Annotated in this window: 12 protein-coding genes and 1 pseudogene; 4 read left to right on the top strand and 9 right to left on the bottom strand. The window is 39.7% G+C overall.

Annotated elements, in window-relative coordinates; all coding sequences use genetic code 11:
- A pseudogene (locus tag HC000_RS18450) lies at positions 1-181 on the top strand (hypothetical protein); the annotation flags it as partial.
- A gap of 84 nt (positions 182-265) precedes the next feature.
- Here the strand turns inward: HC000_RS18450 and HC000_RS16835 are convergent.
- From HC000_RS16835 to pmbA, 3 genes are all read right to left on the bottom strand, one after another.
- Positions 266-2,338 (bottom strand): M13 family metallopeptidase, encoded by a 2,073-nt coding sequence (locus HC000_RS16835; RefSeq protein WP_179808252.1) that lies wholly within the window; start codon positions 2,336-2,338, stop codon positions 266-268.
- Positions 2,339-2,605: 267 nt separating this feature from the next.
- Positions 2,606-3,085, bottom strand: a complete 480-nt coding sequence (locus HC000_RS16830) for a DUF721 domain-containing protein (RefSeq protein ID WP_011329389.1) — start codon at positions 3,083-3,085, stop codon at positions 2,606-2,608.
- Positions 3,086-3,165: 80 nt separating this feature from the next.
- Positions 3,166-4,515 carry a metalloprotease PmbA gene (gene pmbA, locus HC000_RS16825; RefSeq protein WP_179808251.1) on the bottom strand — a complete coding sequence of 450 codons (1,350 nt, stop codon included), beginning with the start codon at positions 4,513-4,515 and terminating at the stop codon, positions 3,166-3,168.
- A gap of 145 nt (positions 4,516-4,660) precedes the next feature.
- On the opposite strand from pmbA, the gene yjgA reads away from it, so the two are divergent.
- The gene (gene yjgA, locus HC000_RS16820; protein WP_011329391.1) at positions 4,661-5,194 is read left to right on the top strand and encodes a ribosome biogenesis factor YjgA; all 534 of its coding nucleotides are present in this window, start codon (positions 4,661-4,663) and stop codon (positions 5,192-5,194) included.
- A gap of 118 nt (positions 5,195-5,312) precedes the next feature.
- Positions 5,313-6,686 (top strand): oxygen-independent coproporphyrinogen III oxidase, encoded by a 1,374-nt coding sequence (hemN, locus tag HC000_RS16815; protein ID WP_011329392.1) that lies wholly within the window; start codon positions 5,313-5,315, stop codon positions 6,684-6,686.
- A gap of 87 nt (positions 6,687-6,773) precedes the next feature.
- Here the strand turns inward: hemN and HC000_RS16810 are convergent, their stop codons facing one another.
- The 3 genes from HC000_RS16810 to HC000_RS16800 form a co-directional block, all read right to left on the bottom strand.
- Positions 6,774-7,289 carry a DUF2489 domain-containing protein gene (locus HC000_RS16810; RefSeq protein ID WP_011329393.1) on the bottom strand — a complete coding sequence of 172 codons (516 nt, stop codon included), beginning with the start codon at positions 7,287-7,289 and terminating at the stop codon, positions 6,774-6,776.
- Between the two features lie 13 nt (positions 7,290-7,302).
- The gene (gene yihI, locus HC000_RS16805; RefSeq protein ID WP_011329394.1) at positions 7,303-7,887 is read right to left on the bottom strand and encodes a Der GTPase-activating protein YihI; all 585 of its coding nucleotides are present in this window, start codon (positions 7,885-7,887) and stop codon (positions 7,303-7,305) included.
- 750 nt (positions 7,888-8,637) lie between these two features.
- On the bottom strand, positions 8,638-9,270 hold the full coding sequence (locus HC000_RS16800; RefSeq protein ID WP_011329395.1) for a c-type cytochrome: 633 nt from the start codon (positions 9,268-9,270) through the stop codon (positions 8,638-8,640).
- A 267-nt stretch (positions 9,271-9,537) separates the two neighbouring features.
- Between HC000_RS16800 and yihA the strand changes: the two genes are divergently transcribed.
- Complete coding sequence (gene yihA, locus HC000_RS16795; RefSeq protein WP_058374289.1) at positions 9,538-10,206, top strand: ribosome biogenesis GTP-binding protein YihA/YsxC; 669 nt, start codon at positions 9,538-9,540, stop codon at positions 10,204-10,206.
- Between the two features lie 599 nt (positions 10,207-10,805).
- Here the strand turns inward: yihA and HC000_RS16790 are convergent.
- From HC000_RS16790 to polA, 3 genes are all read right to left on the bottom strand, one after another.
- Positions 10,806-11,324: a DUF1285 domain-containing protein gene (locus tag HC000_RS16790; RefSeq protein WP_041454598.1), complete on the bottom strand. Its 519-nt coding sequence runs from the start codon at positions 11,322-11,324 to the stop codon at positions 10,806-10,808.
- The gene (locus tag HC000_RS16785) at positions 11,321-11,908 is read right to left on the bottom strand and encodes a YceI family protein (RefSeq protein WP_011329398.1); all 588 of its coding nucleotides are present in this window, start codon (positions 11,906-11,908) and stop codon (positions 11,321-11,323) included. The genes HC000_RS16790 and HC000_RS16785 overlap by 4 nt, the downstream gene beginning before the upstream one ends.
- Before the next feature lie 469 nt (positions 11,909-12,377).
- Positions 12,378-15,113, bottom strand: a complete 2,736-nt coding sequence (polA, locus tag HC000_RS16780) for a DNA polymerase I (RefSeq protein WP_179808250.1) — start codon at positions 15,111-15,113, stop codon at positions 12,378-12,380.
- Between the last annotated feature and the right edge of the window lie 887 nt (positions 15,114-16,000).

Raw genomic sequence — 16,000 nt, 5'->3', positions numbered from 1 at the left:
TGTACCTCTAACTTCTTATGGCTTCCTTCAGACCCCACCGTTGGCCAGTGACGCCCTTGCCATTCAGATTATCTTCCCCTTAGTCAGGGTGATAAGGCATCTTTCAGCCTATCGGGTTTGCCAGCTTCGCTGGGCAAACAAAAAGGCCAGCAAGTTAACACTTGCTGGCCTTTTTAGTTAGGTACTTTTTAGTTAGGTACTTTTTAGTTAGGTACTTTCTAGTTAGGTACTTTCTAGTTAGGTACTTTTTAGTTAGGTAATTAAATTACCAAATTTTTACGCGGTCCTCTGGTTTAATATACATTTTGTCGCCTTCTTTAACGTCAAATGCTTTATAAAACTCAGGCATATTCGATAAAATACCAATTACGCGGTAATGACTAGGCGAATGCGGGTCGGTCATTAAGCGGTTACGCAGCGCTTCATCACGATACTTACGACGCCAAATTTGTGACCAGCCCATAAAGAAGCGCTGATCGCCAGTGTAGCCATCAATCACTGGAGCCTTAGAGTTACCTAAAGATAGCATATACGCTTTATGCGCAACCGTAAGGCCGCCTAAATCACCAATATTTTCACCTAACGTCAATTCACCATTTACGCCAGCATCAGTAAAAGGTTTGTATTCATTATACTGAGCAACTAAAGCCGCAGTACGCTGTTCAAACTGTTTAAGGTCTGACTCGCTCCACCAGTTACGTAAATTACCGTCGCCGTCGTATTTAGCACCTTGGTCGTCAAAACCATGGCCTAACTCATGACCAATTACCGCGCCAATAGCACCGTAATTTACTGCATCATCTGCTTCTAAGTTAAAAAATGGCGGCTGTAAAATAGCTGCTGGAAACACAATTTCGTTATTTACTGGGTTGTAGTATGCATTCACAGTTTGTGGTGTCATGTGCCACTCTGAGCGGTCTACTGGTTTACCCAATTTGGCAATCATATCGCTGTAAGCCCATTCGCTATAACGAATGTAGTTACCGACTAATTCATCAGGGTTAATCTCTAGTGCTGAGAAGTCTTTCCACTTATCTGGGTAGCCAATTTTAGGTGTAAACTTGTCTAGCTTTTGTTGAGCGGCAATTTTAGTTTCCGGGCTCATCCACTCTAAATTTTCAATCGCAACACCGTAGCCTTTAATTACGTTATCAACCAACTCTTCCATACGCGCTTTCGCTTCTGGTGGAAAGTTCTCTTTAACGTACACTTTACCTAAAATCTCACCTAGCACACTGTTTGAAGCATCAACCGCTTGCTTCCAAAGTGGCGCTTGTTCTTCTACACCACGTAAAGTTGTACTGTAAAAGTTAAACTTAAGGTCCACTAACTCTTTATCGAGTAACTGAGCGTAGTTACTTACAAAGTGAAACTTAAGGTAATTTTGCCATGTTGCTAAATCGGTGTTTTTATAAATAGTCGCAAATTTTTCAAAGTAGCTCGGCTGGCTAATAATTAACTCTTCGGTGTTTATGCCTATCGCTTTAAAGTAACTAGCAAGATCAAAGTCACCCATTAGTTTATTTGCTTGTGCAAGGCTCATTTTATTATAAGACTTGGTTGCATCACGGCTCTCTACTCGACTCCACTGCGCCTCAGCAAGATTTTTTTCCAGCGCTAATACATTTTTAGCCACAGCCTCTGTATTTTCAACCCCTGACTTGGCTAATATTTTAGCAATGTAAGCTTGATAAGAAGCACGAATTTTAGTGAACTTTTCATCATCTTTTAAATAATAATCACGATCGGGTAAACCTAACCCAGCTTGATACGCATACAATGCATTTTCGCTGGAGTTTTTAGCGTCATTATTTACATACCAACCAAATGGCAAGTCGCCGCCTTTAATCTGTAATTGCGCCATTAAAGTAACTAAATCTTTTTTACCTTTAACGGCGTCAATGCTTGCCAATGATGGCTCAAGTGGCTGGATGCCAAGTTCTTCGCGCGCTTCTTCTGCCATGTAGCTATTATAAAATGCCGCCAACTTTGCTTCATCACTGCCTTTTTCAACATTGCTATTTGCTGCCGCACTTTCAAGTACTATTTTCATCGCCTTTTGCGACTCGTCATATAATTGCGAAAACGAACCATAGTTAGATTTATCGCCAGGAATTTCGGTTTTAGCTAGCCATTGACCATTTACATGGTAATAAAAGTCATCTTGAGCACGTACCGATTTATCCATATTTTCCAGCTCAATACCTAAGGCAAAAGGAGCTGGAACTGGAGCGCTAACCGCGGGAGTTTCGTTTACTTTAATTTCTTGTTGTTCACCACAACCAACCAACCCAAGTGCCAGCGCAATACCTGCGGCGGTCATTGTTATTTTAATCATAAGGATTCCGTTTGTTAGTTAAAATAAATACCTATTTCATTAATATTCAAATACCAGCAGCATAAAGCTGCGTAATGACATTTTATGTACTTTTACTTAATGAAATAAGCATTAACTGCAACCTAGTTAATAGGCGTATTAAGTAGCTATCATAAACCCCATTGGGGTAACAATAAAATTGAATATGTAACAAAGTATTTTAATGCGATGAGTGACCCACATAGTGCTATCAATAACTATGTGAGCTTATAAACGAGTTATTAGCAGCTAGGTTTTACGCTTTGCGTGCAGTGCTAAACGCTCTAATTTTTCTTTTAGCGAAGGGGGGGCTGAGGCGGCTATGGCATTTAAATAATCGGCTGTTTGTTCACTCATTTTACGAGAATTAGTTATTGGGGTATTAATGGTTTTACTTACTGCGCCCAAGCGTTGTGTTGCTTGTGGATTAGCGGTAATTTTTATTTGCCCAAGCTCTGCCATGCCCGCGGCTCTAAAATGCGAGAGCATATCCATTTTTAAGTAATTTAGTCTAAGCGCAATAGGCGCAGATACCGCTTCGATCATTAAAGTACCATCGCGGTAGTTACTCACGCGGCATTTATCACCCAGTTTGGGGCCTAAAAAGTCTTTAAGTAAGGTTTGCTGGGTATCGAGTGCTTGGCTTTTACCTGCATAAGCCGACAAGCGGTTATTCAGTCCTGCCATAATGTCAGTTAATGGTTTTGGCGCATACCTGTCTTTAGCCATTTAACACCTCGTAAAAACTCAATAATGCGGTTACTCAAATCGAAATAACCCTCGACTTGAGTATACACTGAGCGCAGTGACTAAGCGCCCGCTATTTGCATTTGTTCAATTAACACAGAGCCAGTTTGAATGCCACCACGGCGCTCTATGTCGCCACCAATAGCTGATATTCCTTTAAACATATCTTTTAAGTTACCGGCAATGGTAATTTCGCTTACTGGATATTGGATTTCGCCATTTTCTACCCAAAAACCAGCCGCACCACGCGAGTAATCACCAGTTACTGTATTTACGCCCTGCCCCATTAGCTCTGTTACTAATAAGCCTGTACCCATGGTTTTAAGTAGCGCGGTTAAATCGCTATGTGTTTGCTCAACTAACCAGTTATGTATACCGCCAGCGTGCCCTGTTGGTGTCATATTCATTTTACGCGCAGCATAGCTTGCAAGTAGGTAAGTTTGTAACTCGCCACCTTGAATGATTTCTCTATCAAAGGTTTTAACACCTTCGCTGTCAAACGGCGACGATGCGAGCCCTTTGAGTATATGCGGACGCTCGGCAATATTTACGCAATTGCTAAATACTTGTGTACCTAGGCTATCGAGTAAAAAACTCGATTTACGATACAGCGCACCACCACCAATGGCCGACACTAAATGGCCAAATAATGAATTAGCAATGTCAGCTCTAAATATTACTGGTACTTTCATGGTGCCTAATTTTTGGCTATTTAATTTAGCTAAAGTTTCGGCTGCGGCTTCAAGCCCCACTGCTGCGGCATCATTTAAACCAGCTTGATCGCGTGCTACGGTGTAAGCAGAGTCGCGTTGCATTTGCTCGCCATCTTTACCAATTACCATAGTACTTATGCTGTGGCGAGTACGCGGAAAACCAGCAATTAAACCATGGCTATTGCCATAAACACGCAAACCTTGGTGCGATGAAAAACTTGCGCCGTCTGAGTTAACAATGCGCCCATCCGCATTTAACGCTGCTTGCTCTGCAGCATGACAAAACTCAATACCTTGCTCTGGGCTTACATCCCATGGATGGTATAAATCGAGATCTTTGGGTGAAAACTCAAGTAGCTCTTTATCTGCAACACCGTTAAAAGGGTCGTCTGAGGTGAATTTTGCAATATCAATGGCTTTTTCAACCACAGTGCGTAGCGTTTTAGGGCTTAAATCTGCGGTAGACGCAGAGCCTTTATTATTACCTACATACACACTAATGCCTAAACCGCCATCTTGGTTAAACTCAATGGTTTCTACTTCGCCCATGCGAGTGCTAACCGACAGCCCTGAAGTGCTAGACATAGCCGCTTCTGCCGCTGTGGCACCGAGTTTTTTCGCATGCTCGAGCACTGCTGCTACCGCATCTTTTACTTGAGATATTTGAGAATAAATTGGATCGTGTTGTTGGCTTTTCATAAATTAAGTCCTGAGCCTTGAAGGCAATGTTGCACACATTTTTTATATTTAAATGCTAACACACTCAATGCATCACATCAGCTAATATTCCTCTGTATGATAATCATGTATAATGGCAGAAGTTATTTTTATTTAAGAGCACCCCATGGCGAAGAAAAAAAGCAAGCCTGCTGATATTGAAGAAGAAATTGAATATGTCTCAAAAACCGAACTGAAGCGTGAAGCACAAGAATTTCATCAGTTAGGGACTGAAATTGCCAAAATGGGTAAAAAGCAGCGTGAGCGCTTGCCATTAAATGATGATTTAAAAGCCGCAATGGTTGTTGCCGATAAAATTAGCAATAAAAGCGATGCTTATCGTCGTCATTTAAACTACATAGCTAAAACACTGCGCACCGTAGAGAACATCGATGCTATAAGATCAATTATCGATGTTATGCTTAATAAAAATAACCAAGCTGAAGTGTTGGTCAAAAAAATTGAGCAATTACGTGCAGACCTAATTGAACAAGGTGATGACCTAATCAATGAGACTATAGAGCAGTTCCCATCGCTTGATCGTCAACAAATGCGCCAGCTAGTTCGTAATGCAGCTAAAGAAGCGAAAGATGAAAAACCTGGTAGAGGTTACAAAGAGCTATTTCAATATTTGAAAGATGCCCATCAAGTTACTTACTAACAGATTAAAAAATATACTTTAAAAAGGTGCTACGGCACCTTTTTTTGTTGTAGATCAACCCGCCCTGCTAAACATTTTTTTATAATCAGCACCTAAATAATATACCAAGGTGCGCGTGATGATTAAACTTCCAAAATGGGATCAAACCCTAATAAATAAATATAATGTGTCTGGCCCACGTTATACATCGTACCCCACGGCACTGTCGCTAACTGAGGGCTATCAACAGCAAGACTTACTCAGTGCGATTGAGTCATCAAACAGCCGTGCATTGTCTTTATATATACATATTCCGTTTTGTAGTCAGCTTTGTTATTACTGTGGCTGCAATAAAATTATTACTCGCCATCAGTCAAAAGCCGACACCTACCTTGATTTTTTAGCCATAGAAATTGCAGCCCAAGCGCCTCTATTTAAAGACTACACCCTAGAGCAACTACATTTAGGCGGTGGTACACCTACCTTTTTAACTACGCAGCAAATGAGCCGTTTAGTTAAACTTTTGGAGCTGCACTTTAATTTTACCGACGCCACTGAGCGTGGTATTGAAATTGACCCTCGATCGCTTGCCGATAACATGTTGGTTGATTTAAGTAACTTAGGTTTTAACCGCGTATCATTTGGTATTCAAGACTTTAATGATGAAGTGCAGCTAGCAGTAAACCGTCCGCAAAATGCCGATACAGTAAAGCAGTTAATCACCCAAGCCCGTGAATTAGGGTTTAAATCGATTAATGCCGACATGATTTACGGCCTCCCATTGCAAACGCCACAAAGCTTTAAACAAACCATAGAGCAGTTGCTTGAGCTTAGCCCTGATCGTGTTTCGGTATTTAATTATGCTCACCTTCCAGAGCGTTTTGCAGCACAACGTAAAATTAAAGATGCCGACTTACCCAGTGCACACAACAAGCTAACTATGTTTAAAAACACCTTAGAGCAAATGACTCAAGCCGGTTATCAATTTATTGGTATGGACCATTTTGCTAAAGTTAATAACGAACTCGCTGTGGCACAAAATGCGGGGCAATTACACCGTAACTTTCAAGGGTATACTACCCACGGAAACTGCGATTTATTAGGTTTAGGGGTTTCATCTATATCACAAATTGGCACTGCCATTTTACAAAATCAAAAAGAGTTAAAGCATTATTATCATAGTGTAGAAACGCAAAGCGGCTGTGCCATCACCAAAGGCATGCACTTAAGTGCCGATGATGTAATACGCGCCGATGCAATTAAACAGCTTATATGCCAGTTTGAGTTAGATATGGAGGCATTTAGTGCCAAACATGCACTTAACTTTAACCACTACTTTGCTGATGCACTAACGGCAATTGAGCCTTTAATTGCTGATGGGATGGTCACTATTGAAAATAATATGATTAGTGTCACTGCTAGAGGTAATTTATTTATTCGTATTATTTGTATGTGCTTTGACGCTCACTTACAAAAACAGCTAAATGCAACGCGTTTTTCTCGGGTTATTTAACCCTCAGCCCGAGTAGTAAATTTAAAACGAAAAAGCAGACCTGAGGTCTGCTTTTGTATTTTGTGCTTTAAATTATTTAAACGCTGATTAATTAAATACCACGTTTTCGCTGCCAGGGGCGGCTTTAAACTCAATAATAATTTTAGCGCAGTCAGCTATAATCTCATCTTTATGTGTCTCTTCGGCACGCCAGCGAGCTGTATCTAACTTAAATATTTCTTTTTTGGTATATTTTTTACGCGCATCATGAGTCGGCATTTCTTTAACTACTTGGTACATTTTATAAATGCCCGAGTATTTTGTCGTTAAATCTTGCTCGTCTTCAAAACCATATTGCGACATAAGTACCCAAATACGTAAACAGCCTTCTGAAAACTCACACTGCTGTTCATGCATTGCACGCGCGATTAAATGAATGCTGTCGGCTAATTTGGCGTTACGCTTTAAACGCGACTGCTTAAGCTTTTGCTGTTGCTCAGCCTGCTTTTTAACAATCAGTTTTTTTTGCGCGCTTAACTTATAAAGCAACTGACCCGCATAAAATGCTAAGCCCACTATAATAGCAGCACCTACAAATAAGGCTAAGATCACCGCTGTACTCATTTAATAACCCTTATTACTTGTCTTCTTCGTCTAACCATTCGTTAGCAAGATCGTTCGATAAATACTGATCGAAGTCTGAATTACTTTCTTCGCTAAAGTCATCTTCAAACTCTTCTTCATCTTCATCCTCGATACCAAGCAATTTACACAATGCTTGATGACGAGCAATACGACTATTAAAGTACTTAGCATCTTTACCCGTTAGCATTTCGCCATTTTCATGACGCTCTACTAATTTAAGTAAGCGCTCATCATTTTCAAGTGCTTCTAGCTCTTGCTCAGGCGTAAACTCTGGCTCTGCTGACTTTTTAAGCTCAACAGTTGGCTTTAAGTTACGTTTTATTTCTACTTTAGGTGCAGCTGCAACAGCTATTAATGGCACAGGTTTTTTACTGCCAATGCGTTTATCTTTAGTTCCCGTGTTACTTTTTTGGCTATCATCATTTAATAGCTCAGGGGTATTACGAGATCCAGGCTTAGCACCTTTGGTTTTTTTAACACGTTGCTCTTTTAATGCACGCATTTCTTTAAGCTTATCTTGGCTTAAACGTACTGGTCCATTTGCTGGGCTTTTGCGTGACTTTTTAGTTCTACTCATATCTTGATCATCTCACTTAAGAGGTTTTGGGCGAGGCGCAAATCAATGGGCATCGCAATGCTGGCCTAGCCAGAAGAATTCAGTTTGCGCTTTAGAGGCTGGGTTTCTCTATTTAGCGCTTAAAACAGCTTACTGCTCGTTTTTAAACGGTGGCTATTGTAACAGGACAAATAAAAAGGCGGTAGAGAAAACATCTCTACCGCCTACTAATCTGAGCGCCATTATCTGGACACTTCTCCCTTCGACTTTTTAGTCTTTATTATTGTTATTATTTTTACCTATCCCTATTATTATTATTTTTACCTTCCGTGTAGCATTCCATTTTGTTTTTATTATTAAACTTCCATGAGTTTTTATTATTTTCGGTCTTCCTAACGCTTTTTTGTTATTTCCTTTGCTAGCACCAATTTGTGCTATGTAGTCGTGTCGCGCTACTGTCCTTATAGCTTATTCCATTTTGTTATTGTTTTTTGCGACAGGGGTTAATGTACCTGTTAATAATTTTGTTACAACTAATTTATATATCTTTTATTAAAAGGATTATAACAAAAAACACAAAAATCATTACATTACATCAAGTTAACAATTTAATGGTTTTTAAAATAAGACTTATCTCACAGCTATGCATGGTCAATGTCTTACATGAATAAAGACTATAAAAGTAATTTTAAGCACAAAAAAAGCAGCCTAAGCTGCTTTTTTGTACATATTGTAGTTTATTACATTAATAATAATTAAATAAATACAACTTTAGTGTAAGCCACCTAAGTACTGCGAAAGTACTTCAATGTCTTTATCTGTTAATTTCTTTGCAATATCTTGCATCACACCATTTAAATCATTTTGGCGTGTGCCATCACGAAATTTTTCAAGTTGCGCTTTAACGTAACCTGGATGCTGAAAAGAAACTTTTGGAAATTTTGCAAGTGACGAGCCATTACCACGAGGGCCATGACATGCAGCACATCCTGGAATACCACGATCTGCATCACCTGCTTTGTAAAGTATTTTACCGGTTTCAACTACGTCTTTAGGCGTAGCTTCTTCGCTCATGTTTAGTGATGCAAAATAAGCCGACAAATCTTTCATATCCTGTTCGCTTAATGGCATAGCCATTGCGCTCATAACCGGATCCATACGACCTTTTTTGCCACCTGAGGTCATACCTAGTTTTAAGTCTTGAAGTTGCTTATAAATATAATCGGCATGTTGACCCGCAAGCTTAGGATAGATATTAATCGGTGCATTACCGTCTGGGCCGTGACAAGCCGCACACGTTACTGATTTTTCTTTACCTGCGTTTACATCGCCTTCAAATGCTGTTGCGTTGCTTGCTGACAACGCACCAAGCAATATAGTTAAAGATAGTGCTATTTTTTTCATGGTGAATTCTCTGTTTCCGACCCTGTATCATCTACAATATGGATGTTGTGATTTTTATATTCTACACGATAATAAATTCTCTGGCACGTTTTCTACTCATATTAAACTTATAATTTATAGGGTTTTGCCTTAGGTTAAGCTTTAACTTGGTTTAAATGTGCTGTATATGGTGGTTTAACAGCTTTTTAATAACTCCTTTATAGTATAAAATACGCCCCATGAGCGAATTTAGCTCAATGTGATCATTTTTAAGTTTTAGGAGAGCCCGTGCTCAAATCTCGTATCAAATATAATACCGCGTCTTTCGTTACAAGCGCTCCAGACATTACTAAATTACCTGCTGATACGGGAATTGAAGTTGCGTTTGCCGGTCGCTCCAATGCAGGTAAATCAAGTGCTCTTAATGCACTTACCGACCAAAAATTAGCGCGTACCAGTAAAACTCCTGGACGTACTCAGCTAATAAATACCTTTGAACTTGCTGATGTTGATGACATGCGCCTTATCGATTTACCAGGCTATGGCTTTGCTAAAGTGCCAATTGAAATGAAAAAGAAATGGCAGAAGTCGCTAGGCGAATATTTACAAAAGCGTCAGAGTTTAAAAGGTATTGTAATTTTAATGGATATTCGTCATCCATTAAAAGATTTAGACCGTGATTTAATTAATTGGGCTATTAGCAGTGAAATTCCTGTTTTAGCGCTATTAACTAAAGCAGACAAATTTAAACAAGGTCCGCGTCAATCACAAGTACTTAAAGTTCGCCGTGAATTAAGCGCCCTTGATGGTGATATTACGGTACATGCATTTTCATCACTAAAAGGTACTGGCTTGCCAGACGTTGCCAAAAAACTTGATGAATGGTTTTTAGGCCCTGTTGTAGCGGTACCACCTGCTGAAAAAATACTTAACGATGACACTAACCCAGCAAGTTAATTTATTCTGCAAGGCTTAAAAGCTTACACATTCGATAAATAGCCGAGCTTATCTGTCTCGGCTATTTCAGCCTATTGCATTAATAGCATACACTTCTTGCCGCGCGCGCATTACAAACCGAAGCCATTATTATCCGCTATTACCCGAGTTTAGGATAAATAAAACGACTCCCCGGCAGACGTTATAAAACAACCCTGTTTATCAGTATTGGCTATTTTAGCCCATTGCATTAATAGCATACACTTCTTGCCACGCACGCATTACAAACCTAAGCCATTATTATCCGCTATTACCCGAGTTTAGGATAAATAAAACGGCTCCCCGGCAGATGTTATAAAACAACCCTGTTTATCAGTATTGGCTATTTTAGCCCATTGCATTAATAGCATACACTTCTTGCCACGCACGCATTACAAACCTAAGCCATTATTATCCGCTATTACCCGAGTTTAGGATAAATAAAACGGCTCCCCGGCAGATGTTATAAAACAACCCTGTTTATCAGTATTGGCTATTTTAGCCCATTGCATTAATAGCATACACTTCTTGCCACGCACGCATTACAAACCTAAGCCATTATTATCCGCTATTACTCGAGTTTAGGATAAATAAAACGGCTCCCCGGCAGATGTTATAAAATAACCCTGTTTGTCTGTCTGGGCTATTTCTGCCCATTGATAAAATACACTTCTTGCCACGCGTGCACAGCACCCATAAGGGAGTTGTATATAAGGCACGGCTGCATCTTTGTAGTCTTGTATATATATAGGTTGCTCAGCACTGATGAGCCATTGTCTGTCTAGGTTATCTATACAACAAAGCACTTGTCCTTGCTCGGTATTTTCAAATCGCCAGGCAACAATAATAAAGGGGGCGTCTTCAACCGTGATGGCTATTTTTTCGACTGGCGTTTTTAAATAAAACTGCTCACCCTCTTTACACAATACCGAGGCAAACAGCTTTACCATAGCCGGGCGTGTTATTTCACTGCCAGCATAAAACCATTGCCCTTGGTCGTTAATAACCATTGGCAATGATCCACAGTGAGTTGGTTGCCAACTATCAAAGGGTTTGCTTGGCTCGCTTAATTGCTTGCTTAGTTGGCTAAGGGAAATCACTGCTTTTTAAATGTCAGTGCAAAAGTAACAGGTACGGCAGTCGCAATTGACGGTAAACCCGCTAATTTTTGTAATTCCATAATGCCCTCTGTAATTGCAAAATCATTACTATTAATAATAATAGGACTGAAAGAAGACACACTTAAATCACCATTTTCTGCACTGCTAACCAGCACATCTATAGTAAGCGGCTTTTTATTACCATGAAAATCAAGTTCCGCATTAATCCCTTTAAGCACATACTGGCCAGGTTTTTTAATACTGCTGAGCTGCGATGCTAGATCTGCGGTTAATATGGCATTTGCAAATGTATCGGCTTCAAATAATAATTTTGTTAAACGCTCATTACGAATGGGGATCAGTGTTTCTGCCGAGGTTAAGTCTACATTTACACTAAACTCACCTTTATCTGATAACTTGCCTTCAATATTAGTAAAGTGATTTGCTTCAGCAATACTATTTTTTTTGATAGAAACAAAGCTTAATTGGCTTTTATCGTTTACTAACTGCCAATCGGCCTGAGCGATATTAGAAATAACTAAACTTGATAACGACAAACCTGCAATAGCTAATGCTTTAAACATGACGAATTCCTTCTATAAATGAACAATACCCCATTCATTAGAACCACAAATGAATAGAAAGTACTTTTTATGAGCTTATGATGGTATCACCTAAAGGATTAAGTGTAATTATAGAATAATAAATGGGGAATAATTAAGGTTAGGAATAAAAAACGGCCCATCAAATATATGATAGGCCGGTATAGCAAACTGGGGAGAAGCTATGAATAATTGCATCTTCGCAGATGCATCATCAACAGGATGTCCTACAGGATGAGGACGGCGCGACTTTAACAAAAGCCAGCGCACTAGTACAATAAAATTCTAGATAATTTGTGTATATTTGCCAACACCTTATGATTTAACATCGGTCTTTTCTTTAGTTAACTTTTATGTAACTAATGCGGCTATTTATTTAAGTAATTAATATTTTTAAACTGACATAAAAAAAGTGCCCTTAGGCACTTTTTTGTCATTTTATTATATAAACTTAGTGAGCCTGTTCCCAGTTGTCGCCTTCATCAGCTTCAACTATAAGTGGTACATCAAGAGTAGCCGCTTGCGACATTAGTTCGCAAATATGCTTTGTGTAAGCATCAACACAGTCTGTTTTAATTTCAAATACCAACTCATCGTGTACTTGCATTAATAGCTTAACGGTATTGGGAGCTTGCTCGTATACCCAACTGTGTACACTTAACATTGCCTTTTTAATGATATCGGCAGCAGTGCCTTGCATTGGCGCATTGATTGCTGCGCGCTCAGCTGCTTTTCTTCGTGCACCATTTTGGGCTTTTATTTCTGGTAAATATAAACGGCGTCCAAAAATAGTCTCTACATAACCGCTTTCAGCGGCCTTTTCACGCGTTGTTTCCATATACTCTAAAACACCTGGGAAACGCTCAAAATATTTATCAATATAATGCTGCGCTTCATGGCGTGGCACATCCAGCTGGCGTGCTAAACCAAATGCCGACATGCCATAAATTAAGCCAAAGTTAACCGCTTTAGCTTTACGACGCATATCGCTGGTCACTTCTTCTAAACTTACACCAAATACTTCTGCTGCAGTGGCACTGTGCACGTCTAAACCATTAGCGAACGCACTTAATAAACCTTTATCTTGTGAAAGATGCGCCATTATACGTAGCTCAATTTGGCTATAATCGGCAGCGACAATTTTATAGCCATCGGCCGCTATAAACGCTTCACGAATACGACGCCCTTCTTCTGAGCGAATTGGAATATTTTGTAAATTAGGATCGGTTGAACTTAAACGCCCAGTTGCCGTTACGGCTTGATGATACGAGGTATGCACACGCTGCGTTTTCTCGTTAACCATTAACGGTAATTTGTCGGTATAGGTTGATTTAAGCTTTGATAAACCACGGTGCTCAATAATTACTTTAGGCAGTGGATAGTCGTGCGCTAATTCTTGTAATACTTCTTCTGCGGTAGAAGGCGCGCCTTTAGGCGTTTTTTTAATTATTGGCAGTTCCAGTTTTTCAAACAACAATACTTGTAGTTGTTTTGGAGAACTTAAATTAAATGGTTCACCCGCTATTTCATACGCTTCTTTTTCCAGCTCCAATAAACGCTCGCCTAAGCGTTGGCTGTGCGCAGCAAGCATTTTGCTGTCTATTGCTACACCTGTGCGTTCAATATCAGAAATAACATTAACCAGTGGCATTTCTATATCTTCGAATACTGATTTTAGTTTTTCGTCAGCGGCTAATTTTGGCCATAAAACTTGGTGTAAACGCAGCGTAATATCTGCATCTTCAGCGGCATAGGGGCCCGCTTTATCTAGCTCTACTTGATTAAAAGTAAGTTGCTTTTTACCTTTACCAGCAATATCTTCAAAGCTGATATTTTTATGGCCTAAAAATTTAAGTGCCAGTGAATCCATATCATGGCGCGTACCCACACTGTTAAGCACATACGATTCAAGCATGGTATCAAACTTAATACCGTTTAATTCATAACCCGCATTTGCTAATACGCTTTTATCGTATTTAAGGTTTTGCCCTACTTTAGCTTTTTTGGCATCGGCTAGAATAGGTCCTAATTTTTGCATTACAAACTCAAGGCTTAGTTGCTCAGGTGCACCTGGATAGTCGTGAGCAACGGGTAAATAAGCAGCTTCACCGGCTTTTACCGCAAAGCTCATACCTACTAACTGTGCTTGCATGTAATCAAGGCTGGTTGTTTCTGTATCAAAGGCAAATAGCTCAGCATCATTTAGCTGCTCTATTAATGCATCAAACTGGCTCTCGGTTAAAATAGTTTCGTATTGTGCCTCTGCTACTTTTGGTACTTCGTTAGCCTCAGTGGGAACAGCTAAGTGTGTTTCGGTATCTTTAGGGTTATCGAGTAACTCAGCTAACCAACGACGAAATTCACATTCACCATAAAGCGCGATTAGCTCATCTTTATTGGGCTCTTGTAACTTAAAGGTATCAAGATCCGACTCAACCTCAACATCACACTTAATAGTGGCAAGTTGATAGCTTAAAGGCAGATGATCTAGCGCAGCTGCTAACTTCTCTCCTATTTTACCTTTGATCTCGCTGGCATTATCCATAACGCCCTGTAGCGATCCGTATTTTTCTAACCACTTAACCGCAGTTTTAGGACCACACCCTTCTACCCCTGGAATGTTATCTACTTTATCGCCCATTAAAGCTAAATAATCGATAATAAGTTCTGGGCCCACACCAAACTTTTCAACTACAGTAACAGGATCCGAGATACTGTCGGTCATGGTGTTTATAAGCGTTACATGTTCATTTACCAACTGCGCCATATCTTTATCGCCGGTAGAAACCAGTACGTGGCGCTTTTGCTCTGAAGCTATGCGCGCAAACGTACCAATTACATCGTCGGCTTCAACACCTTCAATGCTAATAAGCGGAAAACCCATTGCCTTAATAATACGGTGGATTGGCGCTATTTGCGTGCGTAAGTCATCTGGCATTGGCGGACGGTTCGCTTTATATTCGCTATACATGTCATTTCTAAAGGTTTTGCCTTTAGCGTCAAATATAACCACCATATGCGAGGGATCATATTGTCTGATCAAACTTTTTAGCATGTTGATCACACCATATATCGCTCCGGTCGCTTCACCTTTTGAGTTAGTTAAATGTGGCGGTGAATGATAAGCACGAAATAAATATGAAGAGCCATCAACTAAAATAAGTGGGTTTTCGGGGATCTGAGCCATGGTGAATTTGGATCCTAAATACAAAAAGTAAGATAATTATAAGCATGCCATAAGGCAGTGAATAAAACGACTGCGAATTAATACTACTGATGTTGATTAATTCAGAACAAACTGTGGATAACTTTGTAGATAACAGCCACAGGCCATTCTTCCAAAGCATTAAAAAACGCTTAGAAATAAAGTTAACTGGTTGTTTTTACTAAAAAAGATAATACGAGGTTCTTTTTTTATTATTTTTTTACCAATGTGGAAAAAAGTTTTAAGCGTTACATCCGCTGTTAGTCATTGCCATTATTTGCATCCATTTAAATAACTGGACGAGCATTCTAGCATAATGGATCAAAGATCATAGCGATCCTTTATAATTTTTTTCACTGTGGTTGATCACCAAATGGCATATACCCTATGATCACTCGCTTAGCGAACAGTAACTATACAAATAATTTTTCAAACAGATTATTTTTGCCATGTTAAACTTGAAGGTCTGTTGATCTTTCAAGATTGAGTTTGCAGCAGTGTGTTTGGTATTTAGACAAGGCAGAGCCTATGTGGTGTGGTTATTCCCCATAAATAGGCGATAACGCAGCATTAATGCCAAACATGCGCTGCCCGAAGGGTCTGTCTAGGGGCGGTTAACTCTTTGTTAGGGGCATGAGCAGGATGCAAAAGCTTTGCTCGGTTTTTACTTATTTACACATGGATGTAAGCCAGTAGAATAACGCAGGAGCAGTTACCGAGCCTACTAGGTTACAAACCTCGCGCCGCGATCAAATCGCTCCTAGTTTGAACGAATTTTAATCCGCAAAGGTTAACAGATGTATGGACTCCCACTTCCATCAGAAGTAACGTAATAAGTGTTCAAACTTTTACTAAGGAGCCCATACATG

The organism is Pseudoalteromonas sp. MIP2626 (assembly GCF_013414205.1).
GTDB lineage: Bacteria > Pseudomonadota > Gammaproteobacteria > Enterobacterales > Alteromonadaceae > Pseudoalteromonas > Pseudoalteromonas nigrifaciens.
Note: the sequence above shows the minus strand (reverse complement) of the source record. Positions and strands in the feature narration are given on the sequence as shown.